The sequence below is a fragment of the Enterobacter quasiroggenkampii genome (assembly GCF_043972695.1).
Taxonomy (GTDB): domain Bacteria; phylum Pseudomonadota; class Gammaproteobacteria; order Enterobacterales; family Enterobacteriaceae; genus Enterobacter; species Enterobacter quasiroggenkampii.
Genome location: NZ_CP143745.1, coordinates 2,021,180 through 2,046,764, shown reverse-complemented (window position 1 = coordinate 2,046,764; position 25,585 = coordinate 2,021,180). Strand labels below are relative to the sequence as shown.

The 25,585-nt window shown below is 58.9% G+C and carries 19 protein-coding genes; 10 read left to right on the top strand and 9 right to left on the bottom strand.

Annotation, left to right across the window (positions count from 1 at the left end; all coding sequences use genetic code 11):
- Positions 1–7 precede the first annotated feature (7 nt).
- A complete protein-coding gene (gene gsiA / locus V1572_RS09745; RefSeq protein WP_395299910.1) occupies positions 8–1,879 on the bottom strand; it encodes a glutathione ABC transporter ATP-binding protein GsiA in 1,872 nt (623 codons plus the stop codon).
- Positions 1,880–1,890: 11 nt separating this feature from the next.
- A complete protein-coding gene (iaaA, locus tag V1572_RS09740) occupies positions 1,891–2,829 on the bottom strand; it encodes a beta-aspartyl-peptidase (RefSeq protein ID WP_048027619.1) in 939 nt (312 codons plus the stop codon).
- 187 nt (positions 2,830–3,016) lie between these two features.
- Here iaaA and moeA point away from each other — a divergent pair, with 187 nt between their 5' ends.
- Positions 3,017–4,249: a molybdopterin molybdotransferase MoeA gene (moeA, locus tag V1572_RS09735; protein WP_395299909.1), complete on the top strand. Its 1,233-nt coding sequence runs from the start codon at positions 3,017–3,019 to the stop codon at positions 4,247–4,249.
- 1 nt (position 4,250) lies between these two features.
- Positions 4,251–5,003, top strand: coding sequence for a molybdopterin-synthase adenylyltransferase MoeB (gene moeB, locus V1572_RS09730; protein ID WP_395299908.1), 753 nt, complete (start codon positions 4,251–4,253; stop codon positions 5,001–5,003).
- Between the two features lie 98 nt (positions 5,004–5,101).
- On the opposite strand, the gene fsa is transcribed toward moeB, so the two are convergent.
- Positions 5,102–5,764, bottom strand: coding sequence for a fructose-6-phosphate aldolase (gene fsa / locus V1572_RS09725; protein ID WP_023326972.1), 663 nt, complete (start codon positions 5,762–5,764; stop codon positions 5,102–5,104).
- Between the two features lie 128 nt (positions 5,765–5,892).
- Between fsa and V1572_RS09720 the strand changes: the two genes are divergently transcribed.
- From V1572_RS09720 to V1572_RS09705, 4 genes are all read left to right on the top strand, one after another.
- A complete protein-coding gene (locus V1572_RS09720; protein WP_048222177.1) occupies positions 5,893–6,792 on the top strand; it encodes a glycyl-radical enzyme activating protein in 900 nt (299 codons plus the stop codon).
- Positions 6,793–6,796: 4 nt separating this feature from the next.
- Positions 6,797–9,229, top strand: coding sequence for a formate C-acetyltransferase/glycerol dehydratase family glycyl radical enzyme (locus V1572_RS09715; RefSeq protein WP_395299907.1), 2,433 nt, complete (start codon positions 6,797–6,799; stop codon positions 9,227–9,229).
- Positions 9,230–9,396: 167 nt separating this feature from the next.
- Positions 9,397–10,212 carry a Cof-type HAD-IIB family hydrolase gene (locus V1572_RS09710; RefSeq protein WP_115874571.1) on the top strand — a complete coding sequence of 272 codons (816 nt, stop codon included), beginning with the start codon at positions 9,397–9,399 and terminating at the stop codon, positions 10,210–10,212.
- A gap of 149 nt (positions 10,213–10,361) precedes the next feature.
- Positions 10,362–11,618: a DUF1479 domain-containing protein gene (locus V1572_RS09705; protein WP_395299906.1), complete on the top strand. Its 1,257-nt coding sequence runs from the start codon at positions 10,362–10,364 to the stop codon at positions 11,616–11,618.
- On the opposite strand, the gene V1572_RS09700 is transcribed toward V1572_RS09705, so the two are convergent.
- Positions 11,615–12,688 (bottom strand): LacI family DNA-binding transcriptional regulator, encoded by a 1,074-nt coding sequence (locus V1572_RS09700; protein WP_045909412.1) that lies wholly within the window; start codon positions 12,686–12,688, stop codon positions 11,615–11,617. The genes V1572_RS09705 and V1572_RS09700 overlap by 4 nt on opposite strands.
- A 288-nt stretch (positions 12,689–12,976) precedes the next feature.
- Here V1572_RS09700 and V1572_RS09695 point away from each other — a divergent pair, with 288 nt between their 5' ends.
- Together V1572_RS09695 and V1572_RS09690 are read left to right on the top strand one after the other, a co-directional pair.
- On the top strand, positions 12,977–14,278 hold the full coding sequence (locus V1572_RS09695; protein WP_045909413.1) for an MFS transporter: 1,302 nt from the start codon (positions 12,977–12,979) through the stop codon (positions 14,276–14,278).
- A 17-nt stretch (positions 14,279–14,295) separates the two neighbouring features.
- Entirely contained in the window at positions 14,296–16,659 is a 2,364-nt protein-coding gene (locus V1572_RS09690; protein WP_395299905.1) for a TIM-barrel domain-containing protein, read from the top strand.
- 83 nt (positions 16,660–16,742) lie between these two features.
- Here V1572_RS09690 and V1572_RS09685 read toward each other — a convergent pair whose 3' ends face one another.
- Positions 16,743–18,338: an ABC-F family ATPase gene (locus V1572_RS09685; RefSeq protein WP_032656351.1), complete on the bottom strand. Its 1,596-nt coding sequence runs from the start codon at positions 18,336–18,338 to the stop codon at positions 16,743–16,745.
- A 222-nt stretch (positions 18,339–18,560) separates the two neighbouring features.
- Here V1572_RS09685 and ldtB point away from each other — a divergent pair, with 222 nt between their 5' ends.
- Positions 18,561–19,481 carry a L,D-transpeptidase gene (ldtB, locus tag V1572_RS09680; protein WP_032649383.1) on the top strand — a complete coding sequence of 307 codons (921 nt, stop codon included), beginning with the start codon at positions 18,561–18,563 and terminating at the stop codon, positions 19,479–19,481.
- A gap of 46 nt (positions 19,482–19,527) precedes the next feature.
- On the opposite strand, the gene V1572_RS09675 is transcribed toward ldtB, so the two are convergent.
- From V1572_RS09675 to V1572_RS09665, 3 genes are read right to left on the bottom strand one after another with little or no spacing between them, the layout of a single operon-like run.
- Positions 19,528–20,244 carry a GntR family transcriptional regulator gene (locus V1572_RS09675; RefSeq protein WP_395299904.1) on the bottom strand — a complete coding sequence of 239 codons (717 nt, stop codon included), beginning with the start codon at positions 20,242–20,244 and terminating at the stop codon, positions 19,528–19,530.
- Positions 20,245–20,259: 15 nt separating this feature from the next.
- Positions 20,260–21,582, bottom strand: a complete 1,323-nt coding sequence (locus V1572_RS09670) for a PTS sugar transporter subunit IIC (protein WP_395299903.1) — start codon at positions 21,580–21,582, stop codon at positions 20,260–20,262.
- Positions 21,583–21,633: 51 nt separating this feature from the next.
- Positions 21,634–23,010 carry a glycoside hydrolase family 1 protein gene (locus V1572_RS09665; protein ID WP_196346024.1) on the bottom strand — a complete coding sequence of 459 codons (1,377 nt, stop codon included), beginning with the start codon at positions 23,008–23,010 and terminating at the stop codon, positions 21,634–21,636.
- Between the two features lie 299 nt (positions 23,011–23,309).
- Between V1572_RS09665 and V1572_RS09660 the strand changes: the two genes are divergently transcribed.
- Positions 23,310–24,413 (top strand): succinylglutamate desuccinylase/aspartoacylase family protein, encoded by a 1,104-nt coding sequence (locus V1572_RS09660; protein WP_395299902.1) that lies wholly within the window; start codon positions 23,310–23,312, stop codon positions 24,411–24,413.
- Between the two features lie 114 nt (positions 24,414–24,527).
- On the opposite strand, the gene V1572_RS09655 is transcribed toward V1572_RS09660, so the two are convergent.
- A complete protein-coding gene (locus tag V1572_RS09655; protein WP_395299901.1) occupies positions 24,528–25,568 on the bottom strand; it encodes an aldo/keto reductase in 1,041 nt (346 codons plus the stop codon).
- Positions 25,569–25,585 lie beyond the last annotated feature (17 nt).

The window sequence follows — 25,585 nt, the reverse complement described above, 5'->3', positions numbered from 1 at the left end:
TTGAAAGTTATAACCGCGAAAAAGCATTGTCCTGACGCGGGGGAGCCACGAAATGACCCGGCCCGACCTCACGCAACGCCACGCGCTCCACGGCCTCGCCGCGTTTACGAATATTGCTCGGCATTTCATCCTGCAGCAGCACGCGCTGGCCGTGACGATGCGCCGGATCGGCGACCGGGACCGCCGCGATGAGCTTGCGGGTATACGGGTGCTGTGGGTTCTCGAACACCACTCTTCGCGGACCGATTTCCACAATTTGCCCCATAAACATCACCGCCACGCGATGGCTGATGCGCTCAACCACCGCCATGTCGTGCGAGATAAACAGGAAGGCGATCCCCATATCCCGCTGTAAATCCAGCAGCAGATTGATGATTTGCGCCCGGATAGAGACATCCAGCGCCGAGACGGACTCATCCGCAATCACCACTTTCGGGTTCAGCGCCAGCGCACGGGCGATGCAGATACGCTGCCGCTGCCCGCCGGAAAACTCGTGCGGATAACGCCAGGCGTGTTCCGGCTTCAGGCCAACGCGCTCCAGCAGCCAGGCGACGCGACGCTGCGCAGCCTCGCCGTCGAGCAGGTTATGCACCCGCAGCGGCTCCATGATCGAATACCCCACCGTATGGCGTGGATCGAGGGAGGCATACGGATCCTGGAAAATAAACTGAATATCCCGCCGCACCGCCTGCAGCCTGCTGTCCGGAAGGGTATCAATGCGCTCGCCGTTAAAGGTAATGCTGCCCTCCTGGGATGCCACCAGACGGAGCAACGCGCGCCCGGTCGTGGATTTACCGCAGCCGGACTCCCCCACCAGCGCCAGCGTTTCGCCCGGCCACAGATCGAAGCTGACGTTTTCCACCGCGTGCACTTCGCGCTTCACCCGGTTCAGTACGCCGCTGCGCAGCGGAAACCGGGTGACCAGATTGCGCACTTCCAGAATGGGCTTGCCCGGCACCACGGTGTCCTGCTCGCGCTCCTCCTCCTGCGGCTCAGACGCCGCCAGGGAAATCAGCGGAAAACGACGCGGCAGATCGCTGCCGTTCATCGCCCCAAGACGCGGGACCGCCGCCAGCAGCGCTTTGGTGTAGGGATGCGCGGGCGCGTGAAAAATCTGCTCAACCGTGCCGGTTTCGACCGCGCAGCCCTTGTGCATCACCAGTACCCGATCGGCGATATCGGCGACCACGCCCATATCGTGGGTGATAAAGATCACCCCCATCTCCATCTCCTGCTGCAGCACGTTGATGAGCTGCAGGATCTGCGCCTGAATCGTCACGTCCAGCGCCGTCGTCGGCTCATCGGCAATCAGCACCGCGGGACGGCACGAGAGCGCCATGGCGATCATCACCCGCTGGCGCATGCCGCCGGAAAGCTGATGCGGATAGCGGCCCAGAATGGCCTGCGCCTCCGGAATGCGTACCAGCTCCAGCATGCGTCTGGCTTCCCTGAGCGCCTCATCGCCGCTCAGCCCCTGATGCAGGCGGATGGACTCGGCAATTTGTTCCCCCACCGGGAACACCGGGTTCAGGGAGGTCATCGGCTCCTGGAAGATCATCGCAATATCCGCCCCACGCACGCCCTGCATCTGCGCGCCGCTCAGCTCGTTTAAATCAATGACCTGGCGGTTACGGCGGCGCAGCAGCATTTTCTCGCTGCTGATTTGACCGCCCGTCTGTTCCAGCAGGCGCATCAGCGCCAGCGCGGTGACCGATTTCCCGGAGCCGGACTCGCCAACAATCGCCAGCGTCTCGCCCCGCCTGAGCGAAAACGATAAATTCTGTACTGCGGGGATGAACTGCCGCTCTTCCTGAAACGCAATATTCAGCTGATGGACAGCCAGCACTTCGCGGTTGTCCAGCTCTTCACTGTGCGGCACGCGCTGCCCCCTTATTCACGATAGATCCCCGTGCTCGGCTCATCGCCGGCATAGCCCCAGGCGCGGTACATGCCTTCACTGTTGAACGGCAGGGCCACGTTGCCCTCACGATCCACCGCAATGAGTCCGCCGATGCCGCCCAGGGCAGGTAATTTTTCCATCACCACACGCTCGCAGGCCTCGCTCAGGCTTAAGCCGCCGTAATCCATCAGCGCGGTAATGTCATAGGCCGCGAGAGCGCGGATAAACACTTCTCCGGTGCCGGTACACGACACCGCCGCCGTCGCGTTATTGGCATAGCAACCCGCGCCAGGCAGCGGGCTATCACCCACGCGTCCGGGCAGCTTGTTGGTCATCCCGCCCGTGGAGGTTGCCGCCGCGAGATTCCCGGCTTTATCCAGCGCCACCGCGCCGACCGTGCCCATTTTGCTGCGCTCATCCAGCGGCGCAGTATGATCAAGCTGCGTCATGCCCGCCGAACGGGCGTCCAGCAGCTGCTGATAGCGGGCTTCCGTGGAAAACAGGTCAGGCGAGACCGGCTCCATTCCGTGTTCGAAGGCAAACCTCTCCGCCCCCGCGCCCGTCAGCAGCACGTGCGGGCTCTCTTCCATCACCAGACGCGCGGCCAGCACCGGGTTACGCAGGTGGCTGACGCCTGCCACGGCCCCCGCTTTCAGGGTGATACCGTCCATGACGCAGGCATCCAGCTCGTGCGTTTCATCCCGGGTAAAGACCGAACCGATCCCCGCATTAAATAACGGGCACTCTTCCAGCAGACGCACCGCCTCGGTGACCACATCCAGCGCGCTCTCGCCCGCTTCCAGCATTTTCTGGCCCGTTTCCACAATGGCGTACAGCGCGTCTATGTAGCGTTTTTCCTGCTCAGAAGTGAGCTGTGCACGGGTGATTGCCCCGGCCCCGCCATGAATTGCGATTACCGCCTTAACCATTCGCATCACCCGTTAGCCTGTTTTGCGGCTTTTTCTATAAATATCATTATCGTCGACGAAACTTCAGATGATTTTTGAATATAGAAAGACGTAACAGTGATGTAAAGCGTGCACCCTTCGGTCATACAGTTAGCCGCACTTTTCTGCCATAATGGACGCTTTCGTTGTTACTCCGCAGGAGCCCACCATGGATTTTACCGCCGGACTGATGCCGCTTGAGACGGCACTCACGCAGATGCTTGACCGAGTTTCCCCGCTGCATGACGTTGAGACGCTGCCCCTCGTGCGCTGTTTTGGCCGTATTGCCGCGCGCGATATCGTCTCTCCGCTTAACGTGCCGGGGTTTGATAACTCCGCGATGGACGGTTACGCGGTACGCCTGGCGGATCTCCAGACGGGTAACGCCCTGCCGGTGGCGGGTAAAGCCTTTGCGGGTCAGCCGTTTAGCGGCGAATGGCCTGCGGGCACCTGCGTGCGCATCATGACCGGCGCACCGGTTCCGCCAGGCTGCGACGCCGTGGTGATGCAGGAAGAGACCGAACAGACCGACGACGGCGTGCGTTTTACCGCGAGCGTCAAAGCGGGCCAGAACATCCGTCGCACGGGCGAAGACATTACCCTCGGCGCGACGGTCTTTGCCGCCGGGCAAAAGCTGACGGTGGCGGAGCTGCCGGTGCTGGCGTCGCTCGGCATCGCGGACATCGATGTAATCCGTAAAGTGCGCGTCGCCGTTTTCTCCACCGGCGACGAGCTGCAGCTTCCGGGCCAGCCGCTGCAGGACGGCCAGATTTACGACACCAACCGCCTGGCGGTACACCTGATGCTGGAGCAGCTGGGCTGCGAGGTGATTAACCTCGGCATCATTCCTGACGATCCGGAACAACTGCGCGCGGCGTTTATCGAGGCGGATAAATCCGCCGACGTGGTCATCAGCTCCGGCGGCGTCTCCGTGGGCGAAGCGGATTACACCAAAACCCTTCTTGAAGAGCTGGGTGAAATCGCCTTCTGGAAGCTGGCGATCAAGCCGGGCAAGCCGTTCGCGTTTGGCAAGCTTTCACACAGCTGGTTCTGCGGCCTGCCGGGCAACCCGGTCTCGGCGGCACTCACCTTCTACCAGCTGGCGATCCCGCTGCTGGCGAAGCTTTCCGGCAACAAGGCCAGCCCGCTGCCGGAACGCGTGCGCGTGCGTGCCGCCACGCGGTTGAAAAAATCACCGGGCCGTCTCGATTTCCAGCGCGGCATTCTGACCCGCGGTGCGGACGGCGAGCTCGTAGTGAGCACCACCGGACATCAGGGCTCGCACATTTTCAGCTCCTTCAGTCTGGGCAACTGCTTCATCGTGCTGGAGCGCGAGCGCGGCAACGTGGAAGCCGGCGAATGGGTTGAGGTCGAGCGCTTTAACCACCTGTTCGGAGGCTGACATGACGGTGGAGCTGAGCGACCAGGAGATGATGCGCTACAACCGCCAGATCGTGCTGCGCGGGTTTGACTTCGAAGGTCAGGAAGCGCTCAAGGCGGCCAGCGTGCTGGTCGTCGGGCTGGGCGGGCTGGGCTGCGCCGCCGCGCAGTACCTTGCCGCGGCGGGCGTGGGAAGCATGACGCTGCTGGATTTCGATACCGTATCGGTCTCCAACCTGCAGCGCCAGACGCTGCACAGCGACGCGTCGGTGGGCCAGCCGAAAGTGGAATCCGCCAGGGCTGCGCTGGCGCGCATCAACCCCCACGTTCAGTTCACGCTGATTGACGCAATGTTGGATGACGACGCGCTCTCCGCGCAGATTGCCCGGCACGACCTGGTCCTGGACTGCACTGATAACGTCACCGTCCGTAATCAGCTCAACGCGGGCTGTTTTGCTCACAAAACCCCGCTGGTCTCCGGCGCGGCGATCCGCATGGAGGGGCAAATCAGCGTCTTCACGTACGCCGAGGGTGAACCCTGCTACCGCTGCCTGAGCCGTCTTTTTGGCGAGAATGCGCTGACCTGCGTTGAGGCGGGCGTGATGGCGCCACTCGTCGGCGTGATTGGCTCATTGCAGGCAATGGAAGCGATCAAAGTGCTGGCGAATTACGGCACGCCCGCAGCGGGTAAAATCGTGATGTATGACGCGATGACCTGCCAGTTCCGCGAGATGAAGCTGATGCGTAACCCGGGGTGTGAGGTTTGCGGAGGGTAAACCCTGCTGCGGCCTGATGCCCTCACCCCGACCCTCTCCCACAGGGAGAGGGAGAAAATCGTAGGCCGGGTAAGCGTTAGCGCCACCCGGCAACCGCGTCAGATAGACGTCCGTCCAAACGCCCCCTGCCAGTCCTGCTCAAACTTCACAATCGCCGCATCCACAGCCGGAGAGGTAATAAACTGCTGCGCCACGTCCAGCGGCAGCGTGATGGACTCGCACCCAGCCAGCAGGCAGTCCAGCGCCTGACGCGGGGTTTTAAAGCTCGCGGCCAGCACTTTTGACTGCGGGGCATGCAGCGTCAGCAGCTGCTGTAATTCCACCACGGTCTGGATCCCGTCCCCGCCCTGCGCGTCCACGCGGTTAACGTACGGCGCCACATACTCCGCCCCCGCCAGCGCGGACAGCATCCCCTGCGCGGCACCGTATACTGCCGTACCCAGCGTCGGGATCCCTTCCGCTTTGAGCATCTTGATCGCCGCCAGCCCTTCTGCGGTTACCGGCACTTTCACCACCAGATCGTTAATGATAGCGCGCAGCTTACGCGCGTCTTCCACCATCCCTTCGGCGGTGGTCGCCATCACCTGCGCGAACAGACGGCCTTTACCGCCCAGCGCGTCGTGCAGCGCGGGCAGCAGTTCGTCGAGCGGCGTTTTACCGGCCGCAACGATGCTTGGGTTGGTGGTCACGCCCGCCAGCGGGAAGATACGCGCCAGCTTTTTGACTGCCGCAACGTCAGATGTGTCGAGATAAAGTTCCATGATGTCACCCTCAAAATTAGCCTGCACTTACCCTATCACGACAAAACCTGCTCAAGAGTTGACCTGCATCAAGATAACTTTCATTCGAAAGTAATTTAATCTTCGTATGCAAGATGAGAGGCGAAAACATGATCTTCAATATTCAGCGTTACTCTACCCACGATGGCCCCGGTATCCGTACCGTGGTGTTCCTGAAAGGCTGCTCGCTGGGCTGTCGCTGGTGCCAGAACCCGGAAAGCCGCTCCCGCACGCGTGACGTGCTGTTTGATGCGCGTCTGTGCCTGGACGGCTGCGACCTGTGTCAGCAGGCGGCACCGGGCTGTATCGAACGAGCGCTGAACGGGATGGTCATTCATCGTGAGAAATTAAGTGAAGAGACGCTTAATGCCCTCACCGACTGCTGCCCGACGCAGGCGCTGACCGTCTGCGGTGAAGAACGGCAGGTCGAGGAGATCATGGCGACCGTACTGCGCGACAAACCCTTCTACGACCGCAGCGGCGGCGGGATCACCCTCTCCGGCGGCGAACCGTTTATGAACCCCGAGCTGGCGCAGGCCCTGTTTAAAGCCAGCCATGACCAGGGGATCCACACCGCCGTCGAAACCTGCCTTCACGTGCCGTGGCACTATATCGAGCCGTCATTACCGTACGTCGATCTGTTCCTCGCCGACCTGAAGCACGTCGACGGTGACGTGCTCAAGCAGTGGACGGACGGTTCGGCTAAGCGCATCCTGGACAACCTGAAACGCCTGGCCGCCGCCGGGAAAAAGATCACCATCCGCGTGCCGCTGATCCAGGGCTTCAACGCGGATGAAGCCTCCATCACCGCCATCACCAACTTCGCTGCCGATGAGCTCGGCGTCGACGATATTCATTTTCTGCCGTATCACACGCTGGGCATGAACAAATACACCCTGCTCGGCCAACCCTACTCTGCCCCTGACAAACCGCTGGATAACCCTGCCCTGCTGGACTTCGCGCAGCAGTACGCCTGCCAGAAAGGGTTAACCGCGACCTTACGAGGATAAACTTATGACAACCCTGAATCTCAATACCCTCAGCGAGCGCATTAAGGCGCACAAAACGGCGCTGGTGCATATCGTTAAGCCGCCGGTCTGTACCGAGCGCGCCCAGCATTACACCGAAATGTACCAGCAGCACATGGACAAGCCGATCCCGGTCCGTCGCGCCCTGGCGCTGGCGCATCACCTGGCCGAGCGTACCATCTGGATCAAACACGACGAGCTGATTATCGGTAACCAGGCCAGCGAAGTGCGCGCCGCGCCGATCTTCCCGGAATACACCGTCTCCTGGATTGAGAAAGAGATTGACGACCTGGCGGACCGCCCGGGCGCGGGCTTTGCGGTGAGCGAAGAGAACAAGCGTGTGCTGCATGAGATCTGCCCGTGGTGGCGCGGCCAGACGGTGCAGGACCGCTGCTACGGCATGTTCACCGACGAGCAGAAAGGCCTGCTGGAAACCGGCATCATCAAAGCCGAAGGCAACATGACCTCCGGCGACGCGCACCTGGCGGTGAACTTCCCGCTGGTGCTGGAGAAAGGTCTCGACGGCCTGCGCACCAAAGTGGCCGAGCGCCGCTCGCGCATCAACCTGACGGTGCTGGAAGACCTGCACGGCGATCAGTTCCTGAAGGCAATTGATATCGTGCTGGAAGCGGTGAGCCTGCACATCAAACGCTTCGCCGATCTGGCGCGCGAGATGGCCTCCACCGAAACCCGCGAAAGCCGCCGCGACGAGCTGCTGGCGATGGCAGAAAACTGCGACGTGATTGCTCACGAGCCGCCAAAAACCTTCTGGCAGGCGCTGCAGCTGTGCTACTTCATTCAACTGATCCTGCAGATTGAGTCCAACGGCCACTCCGTCTCCTTCGCGCGTATGGACCAGTATCTCTATCCGTACTACCGCCGGGACGTGGAGCTGAACCAGAGCCTGGATCGCGAACACGCCATTGAGCTGCTGCACAGCTGCTGGCTGAAATTGCTTGAAGTGAATAAGATCCGCTCCGGCTCGCACTCCAAAGCCTCCGCCGGCAGCCCGCTGTACCAGAACGTCACCATCGGCGGCCAGAAGCTGGTCAACGGCGAGCCGATGGACGCGGTGAACCCGCTCTCCTACGCGATTCTGGAATCCTGCGGCCGTCTGCGCTCCACCCAGCCGAACCTGAGCGTGCGTTACCACGCGGGCATGAGCAACGACTTCCTCGACGCCTGCGTGCAGGTGATCCGCTGCGGCTTCGGGATGCCCGCGTTCAACAACGATGAAATCGTGATCCCGGAATTCATCAAGCTCGGCGTTGAGCGCGACGACGCCTACGACTACGCGGCGATTGGCTGTATCGAAACCGCGGTGGGCGGCAAGTGGGGCTATCGCTGCACCGGCATGAGCTTCATCAACTTTGCCCGCGTGATGCTGGCCGCGCTGGAAGGCGGCCGCGATGCCACCAGCGGCAAGGTGTTCCTGCCGCAGGAGAAAGCGCTCTCTGCCGGTAACTTCGACAATTTCGACGAGGTGATGGCGGCCTGGGATAGCCAGATCCGCTACTACACCCGCCAATCCATCGAAATTGAGTACGTGGTGGACACCATGCTCGAGGAGAACGTCCACGATATTCTCTGCTCGGCGCTGGTGGACGACTGCATCGAGCGCGCGAAAAGCATCAAGCAGGGCGGCGCGAAGTATGACTGGGTCTCCGGCCTGCAGGTGGGGATCGCCAACCTCGGCAACAGCCTGGCAGCGGTGAAGAAGCTGGTGTTCGAACACGGCGTCATTGGCCAACAGCAGCTGGCGGCGGCGCTGGCCGATGATTTCGATGGCCTGACCCACGAGCAGCTGCGTCAGCGTCTGATCAATGGCGCGCCTAAGTACGGTAACGATGACGACAGCGTAGATATGCTGCTGACCCGCGCCTATCAGACCTATATTGAAGAGCTGAAGCAGTACCACAACCCACGCCACGGCCGTGGCCCGATTGGCGGTAACTACTACGCGGGCACCTCCTCGATTTCCGCGAACGTGCCGTTTGGCGCGGCGACGATGGCGACACCGGACGGACGTAAGGCGCACACGCCGCTGGCGGAAGGGGCCAGCCCGGCTTCCGGTACCGACCACCTGGGTCCAACGGCAGTCATCGGTTCCGTGGGTAAACTGCCTACCGAGGCGATTCTCGGCGGTGTGCTGCTGAACCAGAAGCTGAACCCGTCAACGCTGGAAAACGACAGCGATCGCCAGAAGCTGATGGTGCTGCTGCGCACCTTCTTCGAGGTACATAAGGGCTGGCATATTCAGTACAACATTGTCTCCCGCGACACGCTGCTGGAGGCGAAGAAACACCCTGACCAGTATCGTGACCTGGTGGTGCGCGTCGCGGGTTACTCGGCGTTCTTCACCGCCCTGTCGCCGGATGCGCAGGACGATATTATCGCCCGTACTGAACATACGCTGTAAGAAAAACGCCCGGTGGCGCTGCGCTTACCGGGCCTACAGAGTCTCCCCGTAGGCCGGGTAAGGCGAAGCCGCCACCCGGCTTTCTGACTTTCATTCGAAATTAAATTTGTGCTCCCCGTCACCTTGTTATTAGAATGTTTCAAAACGCAGTGACCCAGGAGCACAGTATGACCGTTAAAGTTATCGTCACCGATATGGACGGAACTTTTCTTGATGATGCCAAGCAGTACGATCGTGACCGCTTCCAGGCACAGTTTGAACAGCTTAAAGCCCGCGACATTGAATTCGTTGTCGCCAGCGGCAACCAGTATTACCAGCTCATCTCCTTCTTTCCGGAGCTCAAAGATCGGATCTCCTTCGTGGCGGAAAACGGCGCGCTGGTGTTCGATCGCGGGGAGCAGATTTTTCACGGCGAGCTGACCCGCCATGAATCGCAGATCGTGATTGGCGAACTGCTGAAAGATAAAGGGCTGAACTTCGTGGCCTGCGGGCTGGAGAGCGCGTACGTCAGCGATAAAGCCCCGGATGCGTTCGTGGCGCTGATGTCAAAGCACTACCACCGCTTAAAGCGCATCAGCGATTACCGTGAAATTGACGACGTGCTATTTAAGTTCTCCCTGAACCTGCCGGACAGCGATATCCCCAATCTGGTGGATAAGCTGCACGTCTCGCTGGACGGCATCATGAAGCCAGTCACCAGCGGCTTTGGCTTTGTCGATTTGATTATCCCCGGCCTGCACAAAGCTAACGGCATCAGCCGTCTGCTGAAGCGCTGGAAAATCTCCCCGCAAGAGTGCGTGGCCATTGGCGACAGCGGCAACGATGCCGAGATGCTGAAGCTGGTGAAATATTCCTTTGCGATGGGCAACGCGGCGGAAAGCATCAAAGAAATCAGCCGCTACAGCACTGACGACAACAACCATCAGGGCGCGCTGAACGTCATTCAGGCCGTGCTCGACAACCATTCCCCGTTCGACGCCTGATCCTTTCCTCGCCGGAGCCTGGCTCCGGCCTCTCACTCTTTTTCCGTCCTGTGGCACACGTCAAGTTTTTAAACTTGCATTAACTTATTTTTAACTTAAAGTATCACTTGTAGACAATTTTACTTTCGAATGAAAGATGCGAGGCAGTTATGACCTTTACCAGTGAAACCTTGCCGGCGGATCACAAAGCGGCAATTCGTCAGTTGAAACGTGAGTTACGCGCGCAGATCGGCGACGTGCAGGCGGTGTTCAACAAGCTCAGCGATAGCATTGCCACCCGCGTGGCGGAAATTAACGCGCTTAAAAATAAAGGTGAATCCGTCTGGCCGGTGATCCCGTTTACCGATGTAAAAAACGGCACGATTACCGACGCGCAGCGCGACGCCGTTAAACGCCGCGGCTGCGCGGTGATTAAAGGTCACTTCCCGCGCGAGCAGGCGCTGGCGTGGGATCAGTCGATGCTCGACTACCTCGATCTGAACAAGTTTGACGAGGTGTACAAAGGGCCAGGCGATAACTTCTTCGGCACCCTGACCGCTTCCCGTCCGGAGATTTACCCGATCTACTGGTCGCAGGCGCAGATGCAGGCGCGCCAGAGCGAAGAGATGGCGCAGGTGCAGTCGTTCCTGAACCGCTTGTGGACGTTCGAGAGCAACGGCAAGCAGTGGTTTGACCCGGACGTGAGCGTGATTTATCCGGATCGTATCCGCCGCCGTCCGCCGGGAACCACCTCGAAAGGGCTGGGCGCGCATACCGACTCCGGTGCGCTGGAGCGCTGGCTGCTGCCGGCCTATCAGCAGGTCTTTGCCCGCGTGTTTGACGGCAATGTCGACAAGTACGATCCGTGGAACGCCGCGCACCGTACCGAAGTGGAAGAGTATACCGTCGATAACACCACCAAATGCTCGGTGTTCCGCACCTTCCAGGGCTGGACCGCGCTGTCGGACATGATCCCTGGCCAGGGACTGCTGCACGTGGTGCCGATCCCGGAAGCGATGGCGTACATTCTGCTGCGTCCGCTGCTGGACGACGTGCCGGAAGACGAGCTGTGCGGCGTGGCGCCGGGGCGCGTGCTGCCGGTTTCCGAGAAGTGGCACCCGCTGCTGATCGAGGCGCTGACCAGCATTCCGGCACTGGACGCGGGCGATTCCGTGTGGTGGCACTGCGATGTGATCCACTCCGTCGCGCCGGTGGACAATCAGCAGGGCTGGGGCAACGTGATGTATATCCCCGCCGCACCGATGTGCGAGAAAAACCTCGCCTATGCGAAGAAGGTCAAGGAAGCGCTGGAGACCGGCGCATCGCCGGGGGATTTCCCACGCGAAGATTATGAAAAGAGCTGGCAGGACCGCTTTACCGTGAACGATCTCAACATCCACGGCAAGCGCGCGCTGGGCATGGTCTAACTGTCGTACAGCCCTTCCCGCTCGACGGCGGTGCGTCGTTTTCCCTGACGTATCCGCCGTACCGATTCTCGTACGGTCAGGGTGCCGTTAAGCAGTAACGTCCCCACCGGCGCGTCCGGGCGCATCAGCCGCTGCTGGAGCATGTGTACCGCTTCCGTCCCCAGCTCATCGCGGGGAACATGCACGGCCGTCAGCGGCACATCCTGGATCGCCGCCAGGTTAAACCCGTCAATGCTCATCACCGACACGTCCTGCGGCACGCGCAATCCGTGGTTTTGTAATGCGCTGATGGTCCCCGCCGCCATAAAATCGCCGCCGACCAGGAACGCGGTTGGCAAATCCTTGCCCTGCATTTCGCTGAGCCAGGCGCTGACCACCTGTTCCGTTTCGCGCGCGCTGAAGCTGGGCACCACCAGCAGATCGCGCCTGTCGTTGAACGCCAGGTTGTGAGACTGCCACGCGTCGCGGATCCCCGACAGGCGCAGCTCCATGGTGTAGCGACGCAAGCACAGCACGTTCATCACCTCACGGTGTCCCATCTCGAACAGGTATTCCGCTGCCCGCTCGCCAATGGCGCGGTGATCCGGCGCAACGGCAGGCAGACGCATGTGCCGGTCGCGACAGTTAATCAGCATGCAGGGTTTGCCGACATCCACAGCCAGATCGTGGATATGCGGGTCGTCGATACCGAGAAGAATGGCGGCCTGGGTGTCCGACTCGTTCATCCGCGCCAGAAACAGCTGGGCGTCGCTGTCGTTCTCTTCCAGCGCGCAGTAGCGCAGGCGCACATCGTGGGATGCCAGGCCTTTACTCACGCTCTGGATCACGCGGTAGTAAAAGATGTCGGACCGCTCGTCGAAGGCGCGCTGAGGAGCAAAAACCACCAGGCTATTGAGCAGCAACCGTCCCGCCGCCATGCCCTCCATCACGCCCAGCTCCCGCGCGCACGCCAGCACCTTTGCGCGCGCTTTTTCACTGGTATTCGCTTTCCCCGCCAGCACGCGTGACACGGTGCTGATCGAGAGCTGCGTGCGGGCAGCGATTTCGGTGATTTTTAGCCTTTTGTCCATTTTGTGATCTGGCTCCATTTGCGAAATGAAAAAATTTTCATAGCGTGTTTGTCAGGCAATAACTGACATCAATGCCATCCTGCCATAGTGTTTACGTCAGTTATGAGAAATTTTGCACAAAATAGACTATTGCCCGCTCATTTTCTCCCTTAAGGTGAACCTGTCACACAACTTCCATACTAGTTGTATACCAACTTAAGCAGTTTAAACGGATAGAAATCAAAGGCATAAAAATCTGTGTGACACCTGAACCTCCGTGCCCTTACCGTCCGTCTTGTGGAGAGTAAAATGAGTCAGGACATCAATAACACCGTTGCGACAAGCAAAACCCGTCGCGTCATCAAGAACCTGCGCTGGTACGTGCTGGTGCTGTTCTTACTTGGCGTCACCGTTAACTACATCACCCGAAACTCGCTCGGGATCCTCGCCCCGGAACTGAAAGAGAGCCTTGGGATCACCACCGAGCAATACTCCTGGATCGTCGGTGCGTTCCAGATTGCCTACACCATTTTCCAGCCCCTGTGCGGCTGGCTGATTGACGTCATTGGCCTGAAGATTGGTTTTATGGTCTGCGCCGGGATCTGGGCGCTGATGTGTATTTTCCACGCGGGCGCCGGAAGCTGGCTGCACCTGGCGATTCTGCGCTTCTTTATGGGAGCTTCCGAAGCCGCCGCTACCCCGGCGAACGCCAAAACCATTGGTGAATGGTTCCCGAAATCAGAGCGTCCCGTTGCTGCCGGCTGGGCGGGCGTAGGCTTCTCTATCGGCGCGATGCTGGCTCCGCCTATCATTTACTTCGCTCACGCCTCGTTCGGCTGGCAGGGGGCGTTCATGTTTACCGGCGTGCTGGCGCTGCTGTGGGTGATCCTGTGGTGGGCGTTCTACCATAATCCGGAGCAGCACCCGAACCTGAGCAAGGACGAGCTGGCGTTTATCAAGCAGGATAACGAACCGCCTGCCGTCAAACTGCCCTTCCTGACCGCGCTGAAAACCGTCTCGAAGAACAAACGCTTCTACGGTATCGCCATCCCGGCCTTTATGGCGGAACCGGCCTGGGCGGTGCTGAGCTTCTGGGTGCCGCTGTACCTTGCCAAAGAGCACGGCATGGACCTGAAGCAGATTGCGATGTTTGCCTGGCTGCCGTTCCTCGCCGCTGACCTTGGCAGCGTGGCGAGCGGCTACCTGACGCGTCTGTACACCCGCCTGTTCGGCTGCTCCCGCGTGAACTCTGTCGTCGCCAGCTCCGTGACGGGCGCGTTCCTGATGATCTCGCTGGCCATCGTGGCCATTACCCGCGACCCGTACATCACCATCGTGCTGATCTCCATCGGCGGCTTCGGGCACCAGATCATCTCCTGCATGCTCAGCGCCCTGGTCGTGGAGTCGTTCGACAAAGGCCAGATGGCGACCGTCAACGGCATGCGCGGCTCGGCGGCGTGGATCGCCAGCTTCCTGTTCTCGCTGTTAATCGGTGTGACCGCCGACAAAATCGGCTTTAACCCGCTCTTTATCGCCATGGGCTTCTTTGACCTGATTGGCGCTCTCTTCCTGGTAGCATTTATTGCTGAACGTCGCGCCAAGCGCGCCTGATAGTGGATGTATTGCATATGAAAACCCTGAAAAACTGGACCGTTGATACGCAGTCGGCAAACCATCTGGAACTGCTGGTCGATAACCAGCACCGCCTGTGCCTGTATGTGCTGGAAGAGAATCTGTTCCGCGTGCTGATCAAACGCAAAGGCGAGCTGGCGCTGGACCGCACCTGGAGCATCGCCCCGGAACAAGACGTGCCGTGGGAAGGTCGCCGTCGTGACGATGTCAGCGGCTTCACCTGCCCGGCCTGGACGCTGACGCAGCAGGACGACACGTTAACCGTGGCAACCGAACAGCTGCGCGTCACCGTGCACCAGCCGCTGTGGCTGGAGTGGCACTACCGCAATGACGCGGGCGAGTGGCAGCCGCTGGTCAATGACCGTCCCACCAGCGCCTACCTGCTGAACGCCCACGGCGACGGCGTGGCGCACTACCTGAGCCGCCGCAAGGACGAGCGTTTCTACGGCCTGGGTGAGAAAGCGGGCGATCTGCAGCGCAACGGTAAACGCTACGAGATGCGCAACCTCGACGCCATGGGCTACAACGCCGCCAGCACCGACCCGCTGTACAAGCACATTCCGTTCACCCTTACCCGCCGCGACGACGTGAGCTACGGCCTGTTCTACGACAACCTGAGCAGCTGCTGGCTGGATCTGGGTAACGAAATCGACAACTACCATACTGCCTATCGCCGCTGGCAGGCGGAAGCGGGCGATATCGACTACTACATCTTTACCGGCAGCCGCGTGCTGGACGTCACCAAAGCCTTCGTGCGCCTCACAGGTAAGACACTGTTCGGACCGAAATGGAGCCTGGGCTACAGCGGCTCGACCATGCACTACACCGACGCGCCGGACGCGCAGAATCAGCTGATGAACTTCATCCGCCTGTGCGAAGAGCACGCCATTCCGTGCGATTCGTTCCAGCTCTCGTCCGGCTATACCTCCATCAACGGCAAGCGCTACGTCTTCAACTGGAACTATGACAAGGTGCCGCAGCCGAAGGTGATGAGCCAGGCGTTCCACGACGCGGGATTGAAGTTGGCCGCAAACATCAAGCCGTGCCTGCTGCAGGATCATCCGCGCTACAGCGAAGTGGCGGAGAGCGGCCTGTTTATTCGCGATTCAGAAACCGATGCACCCGAACGCTCCAGCTTCTGGGATGACGAAGGCTCGCACCTCGACTTTACCAACCCGCAGACGGTGCAGTGGTGGCAGAACGGCGTCACCACGCAGCTGCTGGAGATGGGCATCGACTCCACCTGGAACGACAACAACGAATATGAAGTGTGGGACGGGGAAGCCCGCTGCTTTGGCTTCGGCAAGGAGATCGCCATCAAGCATATTCGCCCGGTGATGCCGCTGCTGATGATGCGCGCCTCGCTGGAAGCGCAGCAGCGCTTTGCGCCGGAAAAACGCCCGTATCTCATCTCCCGCTCCGGCTGCGCCGGGATGCAGCGCTACGTTCAGACCTGGAGCGGTGACAACCGCACCAACTGGGACACGCTGCGCTATAACATCCGCATGGGGCTGGGCATGAGCCTGTCCGGGCTGTTCAACGTCGGCCATGACGTGGGCGGTTTCTCCGGCGACAAGCCGGACGCCGAGCTGTTCGTGCGCTGGGTGCAGAACGGCGTGATGCACCCGCGCTTTACCATTCACTCGTGGAACGATGACCACACGGTGAACGAGCCGTGGATGTATCCGGGCGTCACGCCTGCCATTCGCGGCGCGATTGAGCTGCGCTACCGCCTGCTGCCGTATCTCTATACCCTGCTCTGGCAGGCGCACGCCGACGACGAGCCGATGCTGCGCCCGACCTTCCTCGACCACGAGCACGATGCGCAGACCTTGGAAGAGTGCGATGACTTCCTGCTGGGCCGCGACCTGCTGGTCGCCAGCGTCGTCGAAGCCGGGCAGCGCGAGCGCCGGGTCTGGCTGCCGGATAACGAAACGGGCTGGTATGATTTTTACACCCACGCCTGGTATGCAGGCGGGCAATCCATCGTCCTTGATGCGCCGCTGGAAAAACTGCCGCTGCTGGTGCGCGCCGGAGCCGGTCTGCCGCTGAGCGAGCGCATCACGCATGTGAGTGCCGAAAAAGATACGGCCCGCGAGCTGAAGCTGTTCCCGATGAAAGGCGTCGGCACTACCTCCGGGCTGCTGTTTGAAGACGACGGTGAAAGCTGGGGCTATCAGAACGGCAATGCGCTGTGGGTGGAATGGGAAATGGTGTGCGACGGCGCAACCATCAACCTGAAGGTGAACGCGCGGGGAGATTATCGTCCGGCGTGGAAAGCGCTGAAGGTGTCATTACCGGCGGGGGAAAAACGTACGCTGCGGGTGAACGGGGTTGAAAGGAGTGAGTGGGTGCTCTGAACATTGCCGGGTGGCGGCTTCGCCTTACCCGGCCTACAAAGTCACCCGTAGGCCCGGTAAGCGAAGCGCCACCGGGCTTTTTTTTAGCCGTCGATACCTTTGCTGCGCAGGTAATCTTCGTAGTTACCGGTGAAGTCCACCACGCGCTCTGGCGTAATTTCGATCACGCGGGTCGCCAGCGAGCTGACGAACTCACGGTCATGAGAGACGAAGATCAGGGTGCCCTGATACATCTCCAGCGCCATGTTCAGCGATTCGATCGATTCCATGTCCAGGTGGTTAGTCGGTTCGTCCATCACCAGGATGTTTGGTTTTTCCATCATCAGCTTGCCGAACAGCATGCGGCCTTTCTCACCACCGGAGAGCACTTTAGCTGGCTTTTTGATGTCGTCCTGGCTGAACAGCAGACGACCCAGAATGCTGCGCACCGCCTGCTCGTCGTCGCCTTCCTGCTTCCACTGGCTCATCCAGTCAAAGACGGTCAGGTCATTTTCGAACTCGTACTCATGGTCCTGCGCGTAGTAACCAATTTGCGCGTTCTCGGACCATTTCACGGTGCCGTTGTCCGGCTGCAGTTCGCCGACCAGGGTTTTCAGCATGGTAGATTTACCCACGCCGTTGGCGCCCAGAATGGCAATCTTCTCGCCCACCTCCAGCAGCAGGTTGAAGTTTTTAAACAGCGGGCCTTCATCAAAGCCTTTGGTGAGGGCTTCCACTTCCAGCGCGTTACGGAACAGCTTCTTGTCCTGCTCGAAGCGGATGAACGGGTTCTGACGGCTGGAGGCTTTAACCTCTTCCAGCTTGATTTTATCAATCTGACGCGCACGCGAGGTTGCCTGACGCGATTTAGAAGCGTTAGCGCTGAAGCGGCTGACGAAGGACTGCAGGTCGGCAATCTGCGCTTTTTTCTTGGCGTTGTCCGCCAGCAGACGCTCGCGCGCCTGAGTGGCCGCCGTCATGTACTCGTCGTAGTTGCCCGGATAGACGCGCAGCTCGCCGTAGTCCAGATCCGCCATGTGCGTACAGACCATGTTCAGGAAGTGACGGTCGTGCGAAATGATGATCATGGTGCTGTCGCGATCGTTGAGCGTCTGCTCCAGCCAGCGGATGGTGTCGATGTCCAGGTTGTTCGTCGGTTCGTCGAGCAGCAGGATGTCCGGGTTAGAGAACAGCGCCTGAGCCAGCAGCACACGCAGCTTCCAGCCTGGCGCGACTTCGCTCATCGGGCCGTAATGCTGTTCAACCGGAATGCCGACGCCCAACAGCAGCTCGCCCGCGCGCGCTTCCGCAGAGTAACCGTCCATCTCGCCGTACTGCGTTTCCAGCTCGGCCACTTTATAGCCGTCTTCTTCGCTCATCTCGGCCAGCGCATAGATGCGATCGCGCTCCTGCTTCACTTCCCACAGCTCCGCGTGCCCCATGATCACGGTGTCGAGCACGGTGAACTCTTCGAAGGCGAACTGATCCTGACGCAGCTTACCGATGCGTTCGTTCGGATCGAGCGACACGTTGCCGAGGGTCGGCTCCAGATCGCCGCCGAGGATCTTCATAAAGGTGGATTTACCGCTACCGTTGGCACCAATCAGGCCGTAACGGTTGCCGCCGCCAAATTTGACGGAAATGTTTTCGAACAGCGGCTTACTGCCAAACTGCATAGTGACGTTGCTGGTAACTAACACGGGGAGATTCCTGCGAAAAGTGTGATAAACACGGCATTATGCCACAATTCCGAATTGAGATCCCGCGTTGCAACCATCCACTAAACTTTAACAAAATCGAAAAAAATGTGATTTCGTACACATCTGAATTCCCAGTGAGCGGGAATGCACATATAATGCGCTCCCATCACAGATTCAGACTTATCAACTCATCGCCAGAATGGCTTAGATACCTCGCACAACATGAACATGAAATTAACAGCGCTTTTTGCGGCGGCGTTAGCCGTAGTAGGTTTTTGTAAGACCGCGTCTGCGGTGACGTATCCCCTGCCGACCGACGGAAGCCGTCTGGTGGGTCAAAACCAGGTGGTGACGGTTCCTGAAGGTAACTCTCAGCCGCTGGAGTATTTCGCGGCGCAGTACCAGCTGGGTCTGTCTAACATGCTGGAAGCGAACCCGGGCGTTGACCCGTACCTGCCGAAAGCAGGTACCGTGCTGAATATCCCTCAGCAGCTGATCCTGCCGGATACCGTTCATGAAGGTATCGTAATTAACAGCGCCGAAATGCGTCTGTATTACTACCCGAAAGGCACCAACACCGTGATCGTGCTGCCAATCGGTATCGGCCAGCTGGGTAAAGACACCCCGCTGAACTGGACCACCAAAGTTGAACGTAAGAAAGCGGGCCCAACCTGGACGCCAACCGCCAAAATGCACGCGGAATACATCGCTGCGGGCGAACCGCTGCCAGCCGTTGTGCCAGCAGGCCCGGATAACCCGATGGGTCTGTATGCCCTGTACATTGGCCGTCTGTATGCGATTCACGGCACCAACGCCAACTTCGGTATCGGCCTGCGCGTGAGCCACGGTTGCGTGCGCCTGCGTAACGACGACATCAAGTTCCTATTCGAAAACGTGCCGGTCGGTACGCGCGTGCAGTTCATCAACGAACCGGTGAAAGCGACGTCTGAGCCAGACGGCAGCCGCTACATCGAAGTGCACAACCCGCTGTCCACCAGCGAAGACCAGATCAACAACAACGAAGTCGTTCCTGTTACGCTGAACAGCGCGGTACAGGCGGTAACGTCTCAGCCAGACGTTGAAACAGCGATTGTTGACCAGGCCGTGCAGAACCGTTCCGGTATGCCGGTGCGTCTGAACTAATCACGTCACGCGCATTAAAAAAGCGGGCTTCGAGGCCCGCTTTTTTTTACCCGTTATTCACGATCACAATCCCGCCGTGGTCGTACCGATAGTGACAGTGGGCATACTCCAGCGGCGTGCCATCTTCCAGGTAAATGACCTGCTCCACCTCCAGTACCGGATCGGTTTCCTCGCAGACCAGATGCTCTCTGTCCAGCGCGCTGGGCTTAAGCGCCCGCACCACCCGATACGAGCCCATAATTTTCAGCCCCAGGGTCTCCTGAACGTACTGAAACACTGAACCTTCAAGATGGTTTTTCGTCAGGCCCCGCACCAGATTCATCGGCATCACCGTGGAATCCAGCGACATCGGTTCGCCGTTCAGCAAACGCAGGCGAATGAAGTCGTAGATCGGCGCATCGGCGTTAATCATCAGCGACGCCTGCTCTTTTTCGTTAGGGAAGCGCAGTTCGAAATGCACCACCTGGCTCGTAACCGTACCCAGATGCGCCCAGGTTTTGGTCGCGCCAAAGTAGTCGCTGCCGGAGAGATCCCACTGCGAAAGCTGGAGGAAATTTTTGCGGATGAACGTCCCCTGCCCCTGGCGGGTATAGACCAGCCCTTCGACGATCAGCTGGCGCATCGCCTGCTGGATGGTCATCCGGCTGGTGCTGAACTCCGCCGCCAGCGCAAACTGGTCCGGCAGCGGTTCATGGGCGGCGTACTGCTGGCTGATAATGCGTTTCTTGATTTCCCGCGCTATGGTGATGTACTTCGCCGCCATCGTCCTTCCTTTCTGTTAGTTTTCTATCCCGCTGTTTTTCAAGGCCACTCGCTCGGCAATTTTGAGGAAAGGCAGGTAGAAGAATACACCAAATACGATGATTGCCAACTGCACCACCACCGCCCGCCAGTCTCCCGCCGTGGCCAGCCAGGCGCTGAGAATCGGCGGCGTGGTCCACGGGATCATCACCACGCAGCGCGACATGAATCCCAGCGTGGTACAGAGCCAGGCAAAGTAAATACCTATCGCGGGCAGCAGCACGAATGGGATCATCAGCGGCAGGTTAAACACGATCGGCAGGCCAAAGATCACCGGCTCGTTGATATTAAACAGGCCCGGCGCCAGCGAGAGACGCGCCACCTGCTTCGCCGACTGTTGTCGGGAGAAGATAAAGATGGCGATCAGCAGCGATATCGTGCTGCCCGTCCCGCCCACCATGCCAAAGGTCGGCACGAAGATGTTGTTGATGATGTGCGGAATGGGCTGGCCGTTGGCGAAGGCCAGCATGTTCTCGTTGGTATTGATCAGCAGGAACGGCTCCAGTACCACGCTGTTGACCACCGACTGATGAATACCGAGCGTGAACAGGAAGTTGCCGAAGCTGTAGATGAAAATCGTCCCCGGCAGGCTGGTGTTAATCAGCCGCAGCGGCTGCTGGATGAAGGTCGTAATGAGATGGATCAGGTCCGTATGCAGCACGTTTGCCAGCACCGCCGCGAGCACCGCGAACAGGGAAAGCGTGAGAATGGTTGGGATCAGCGCGGTAAAGGATTTGCTCACCGCCGGGGGCACGTTTTCCCCGAGCGAAATGTGCAGCGCCTTCAGCCGAGAAATAGCGATAAACACTTCCGTTGAAAGCAGCCCAATCAGCACCCCGGCGAAAATCCCGGTGGAGCCGATATTAGCGAACGTCAGCACCTGGGTGACGTTCACCGTGGTATCGCTGCCGACGGGCGTAATCTGTAAGCGCATCGGCATCATAATGATAAAACTGCTGACGGCGATAACCACTGCCGAGACCGGATTGTCGAAATCTTTGTTGCGCGCCAGCGACCAGGCAATCATCGGGGCCAGCAGCAGCGCGGCGATGTTCAGCGTGCCGTTGATAATCGCCTCGCCCCACACCTGAAAATGCGCCAGCGTATCGCCCTTAAACATCCACGGAAACACCACGTTATTCACCAGCACCGCCAGACCGGCGAGGATGAAAATGGGCATTACCGTGGCGAAGGCGTCGCGCAGGGAGCGCAGGTGCACCTGGTTTGCCAGGCGCGCCGAGAACTCGACAAACTTATCGACAAAGGACTGCATGTGCGGTGTGATTTTTGTTTCAGACATAGCGGCGTGTTCCCATCAATCAGTCACAAAAACGGCCCGGCAGCGTACGGCTTACATCTCGCGTCCGTTGGTATGGATAACCTGTTTTAACCACGCGTAGCTCTTCTTCGGCACGCGCTTCAGGTCTTTCAGGTCGTGGTTTTCCCGGTTGACGTACACCACGCCGTAGCGCTTACGCATGTCGCCCTGGGAGCTGAGAATGTCGATTAACCCCCAGCCGAGGTAGCCAATGACCTCTGCCCCGTCCTCGAACATCGCCGCTTTCATCGCCTCGATGTGCGCCCGGTGGTAGTCGATGCGGTAGGTGTCCTCAATCGGGTTCACCCCATCCCAGGACTCAATCACGCCGATGCCGTTTTCAATCGGAAACACCGGAAGGCGCCAGTCGTTGTAATAGCGGGTAATGATGGTGCGAAAACCGAGCGGGTCGATCTGCCAGTTCCACTCGGTGGCTTTCAGGTAGGGGTTATTTTTCTCGCCGTGCAGCAGATAATAGTTGACCGGCGTGCCTTCCGGGATCGCATCGCTGTCCAGCGTTTTGCTGGCGTAGTAGCTGAAGGCCATATAGTCGTTTTGGGTGCGCGCCAGCAGCGCGAGATCGTCTGCGCGGTAGATATCGCCAAAGCCCTCCTGCTCCACCACCGCCATCACCGCCGGGCTGTAGCCCTGCCCGGCAAAGACGCGCAGCAAATTCTGGTTGAGGAATTCGTCATACTGCTGGGCGCAGAAGATATCGCGCGGTTTGCAGGTGGCCGGGTAGATCAGCTGGTGCGCCAGCATGCCGCCCATCAGCTGGCCCGGTTTCGTCTGGTGCAGGTATTCGGTCAGCGCCATGTGCGCCACCATCGTATGGTGCTGGAGCAGGTACAGCTCGCGCAGGGTTTTCTCGCCTTTCATATAGCCGGAAATGCGGAAGGCTTCCGGCATATGGAAAATATTCTGCTCGTTGAAGGTCAGCCAGTACTTCACGCGGTCGCCAAAGCAGTCGATCATCTTTTTGCCGTAGCGGACAAAGGCGTCCATCACGCGGCGATCGATAAAGCCGTTGTACTCCTGCGCCAGCGCGAGCGGCATGTCGAAATGGTACAGGCAGATCATCGGCTCGATGCCGCGGGCGATCAGATCGTCTATAAAGCGGTCATAAAATGCGATGCCTTCGTCGTTGAACGGGCCGTCGCCCTGCGGGCAGACGCGGCTCCAGGAGATCTGGAAGCGGTAGCAGTTCATGCCCAGATCCTGCATCAGGTCGAAATCTTCCCGGTAGCGGTGGTAGGAGTCGGTCGCGACTTTCCAGTCGGAGACGTTCTCCCCGGCTTCACGAATGTCATACACCGACATCCCCTTCCCGCCTTCGTTCCAGGCCCCTTCCGTCTGCATGCTGGAGACCGAGTTGCCCCATAAAAAGTTGGCTGGCAGCTGATTCTTCATGTTCTCTTCCTATATGACTAGTCATTTAAAAATTCATGACTAGTCATATAGGCGAAGATGTAAAAACGATCAAAGAGGAGGATCGTTTTTTGTGAGGTATGTTGGAAAGAAGAAGCCGGGCAGGAAAATGGATCGCGCAAATCCTTTTCCTGAGGCCGGAGCGTTAGCCTATGCAAAATCACATTTCCCGATCGTGCCACTGGCTGGCCTCATAAAATCATTATTAACTTAATGAGCATGAACCCAGGCCCTGGCCGGAAAATAAAAATCTCAACCCTATCAAATGGAAAATGACGCACATGAAGATATCTACTAGCCGTATCGCATTCGCTCTTAGCTTAGCGTTGTCATGCTCAATGACTCACGCGGCAACGGTGTATACGGGTGATAAGGTGCAGGGAGTACCTGTTATCTCGGCTCTGGATGTAGCTGACCTTACAGCAGGACAACATCGCTTCATGTTCGAGGGGGTTGAGACAGGAACGGGACAGCGATGGTATGTCCCCATAATGGTGGCAAAAGGGAAAACGGACGGGAAGAAAGTTCTGCTGCAGGCGGGCGTCCACGGGGATGAGCTAAATGGGGTTCGCATCGTCCAAAAAGTAATGGAACAACTGGACCCCGCCAAAATGAAAGGAAGCGTTATTGGTATTATTGGCCCAAACCGTTCTGGTCTTGAAAGGGTTTCCCGGACATGGTCTGTTTCAACCGATGGTGGTGAGACGATCGACTACAACCGCGTACATCCAGGAAAAGAAACGGGTAACTCTGCTGAGCGTCAGGCATGGATGATGTGGAATAAGGTTTACAAGGGAAATGTAGACCTGGCGATTGACTATCACACCCAGTCTACCGGAACGGCTTATCCGCTGTTCATTTATGCCGACTACCGCAATGCGGATGCCCGGACGATTGCAGAACTTTTTCCGGCCGATCAAATTAAGAAAGATCCCGGCGAAGCCGGCTCAATGGAGACAACCTTTATTCAAAATGGTATCCCGGCGATAACGGCCGAGACGGGAGAACCGAGGATTTACCAGCAGGATATGATTGCCCGGGGCTTAGAGGGTGCCCTCAATGTACTGATCCACTACAAGGTTATTGAAGGCAAAATCGGCGCAACCGCCAGCAGCAATAAAACGTATATTGGTAATGCTATCAGTTCAATACGTGCAACCACAGGTGGGTTTGCGGAAGTTTTCGTTAAACCCGGCGACACGGTAAAAGCAGGACAAGAGGTCGCCTTGCAGCGAAATGCGTTCGGTGATGTTGTCGCGAAGTATTCAGCAGAACGGGACGGCAAAGTACTGTCAATTGGAACAGATGTAGTTAGAGAACCCCGAGCCCTGCTGGTAAGAGTCCTTGAGCAAAATCCAGCGGCAACCTGCAAAGACGGTTGCTGATTGCCGCCACAGCCCATCGTTGAATCGGCAAAAGCATGCTTAATGAAATAAACAGCTTTTGCCGACTGCTGCAACGAGGGGCAAACAAATTAAAAAATTACCTGATGCGGAGTGTTACTGCTGCGCGAGCTGATTACGGCGATACTCACCCTGCCGCTCCAGCATCCAGCCAGGATATTCCCGCGGCAGCGCGCTCACCGCATCCAGCTGCTGAAGCTCGTCTTCGCTGAGACGGATCCCGGTGGCGGCAATGTTGTCGTCCAGCTGTTCAACGCGTTTCGCGCCAATGATGACGCTGGTCACCGCTTTCTGGTGCAGCAACCACGCCAGCGCGATTTGCGCGACGGAGACACCCTTGCTTTCGGCGATCATGCGCATCACGTCCACGCAGTCGAAGGCGCGATCTTTGTTCACCGGCGGGAAATCAAACTCCAGACGACGACCACCGGCTTCGCTCTGCCCGTCGCGACCATATTTTCCGCTCAGCAGGCCACCTGCCAGCGGGCTCCAGACCATCAGCCCGACGCCTTCGCTCTGCATCATCGGCACCAGCTCGCGCTCAAGATCGCGTCCGGCGATGGTGTAATACGCCTGGAGGGATGCGAAACGCGCCAGCCCGAGACGCTCGGAAATGCCCAGCGCTTTGGCAATCTGCCACGCCGCCCAGTTTGAGACGCCGATATAGCGTACGTGGCCGTGCTGCACCAGGTTATCCAGCGCATACAGCGTCTCTTCAATCGGCGTGGCCGGGTCGAAGCCGTGCAGCTGATAGAGATCGATATGATCGAGCTGCAGGCGGCGCAGGCTCTCCTTCACGCTGCTGATGATGTGATAGCGCGAGCTGCCGCGCGAGTTCACCCCTGCCGTTCCGGTTTCGCCGAACACTTTGGTCGCGACGACCACGTTCTCGCGGGGGATTTTCAGGTTTTTCAGCGCCTGGCCGGTGATCTCCTCCGAACGCCCTTCCGAGTAAACGTCCGCGGTATCGATAAAGTTGATCCCGGCATCCAGCGCGCGGCCCACCAGCTGTTCTGCTTCGCTTTGCTGGAGCTGACCAATCTTGCCCCACATGCCGCCTTCACCGCCGAAGGTCATGGTGCCGAGGCACAGTTCAGAAACGAACAGACCGGTGTTGCCCAGTTTTTGATAACGCATAAGATAATCCTCGCATG

Excerpts from the sequence above, each read along its gene's own strand:
- V1572_RS09655 (WP_395299901.1), bottom strand. The coding sequence starts at position 25,568 with ATGCGTTATCAAAAACTGGGCAACACCGGTCTGTTCGTTTCTGAACTG.
- moeB (WP_395299908.1), top strand. The coding sequence starts at position 4,251 with ATGACGGTGGAGCTGAGCGACCAGGAGATGATGCGCTACAACCGCCAG.
- V1572_RS09665 (WP_196346024.1), bottom strand. The coding sequence starts at position 23,010 with ATGAAGAATCAGCTGCCAGCCAACTTTTTATGGGGCAACTCGGTCTCC.
- V1572_RS09705 (WP_395299906.1), top strand. The coding sequence starts at position 10,362 with ATGACCTTTACCAGTGAAACCTTGCCGGCGGATCACAAAGCGGCAATT.
- V1572_RS09695 (WP_045909413.1), top strand. The coding sequence starts at position 12,977 with ATGAGTCAGGACATCAATAACACCGTTGCGACAAGCAAAACCCGTCGC.
- iaaA (WP_048027619.1), bottom strand. The coding sequence starts at position 2,829 with ATGGTTAAGGCGGTAATCGCAATTCATGGCGGGGCCGGGGCAATCACC.
- ldtB (WP_032649383.1), top strand. The coding sequence starts at position 18,561 with ATGAACATGAAATTAACAGCGCTTTTTGCGGCGGCGTTAGCCGTAGTA.
- V1572_RS09690 (WP_395299905.1), top strand. The coding sequence starts at position 14,296 with ATGAAAACCCTGAAAAACTGGACCGTTGATACGCAGTCGGCAAACCAT.
- V1572_RS09720 (WP_048222177.1), top strand. The coding sequence starts at position 5,893 with ATGATCTTCAATATTCAGCGTTACTCTACCCACGATGGCCCCGGTATC.
- fsa (WP_023326972.1), bottom strand. The coding sequence starts at position 5,764 with ATGGAACTTTATCTCGACACATCTGACGTTGCGGCAGTCAAAAAGCTG.
- V1572_RS09710 (WP_115874571.1), top strand. The coding sequence starts at position 9,397 with ATGACCGTTAAAGTTATCGTCACCGATATGGACGGAACTTTTCTTGAT.
- moeA (WP_395299909.1), top strand. The coding sequence starts at position 3,017 with ATGGATTTTACCGCCGGACTGATGCCGCTTGAGACGGCACTCACGCAG.
- V1572_RS09700 (WP_045909412.1), bottom strand. The coding sequence starts at position 12,688 with ATGGACAAAAGGCTAAAAATCACCGAAATCGCTGCCCGCACGCAGCTC.
- V1572_RS09660 (WP_395299902.1), top strand. The coding sequence starts at position 23,310 with ATGAAGATATCTACTAGCCGTATCGCATTCGCTCTTAGCTTAGCGTTG.
- V1572_RS09670 (WP_395299903.1), bottom strand. The coding sequence starts at position 21,582 with ATGTCTGAAACAAAAATCACACCGCACATGCAGTCCTTTGTCGATAAG.
- V1572_RS09675 (WP_395299904.1), bottom strand. The coding sequence starts at position 20,244 with ATGGCGGCGAAGTACATCACCATAGCGCGGGAAATCAAGAAACGCATT.
- V1572_RS09715 (WP_395299907.1), top strand. The coding sequence starts at position 6,797 with ATGACAACCCTGAATCTCAATACCCTCAGCGAGCGCATTAAGGCGCAC.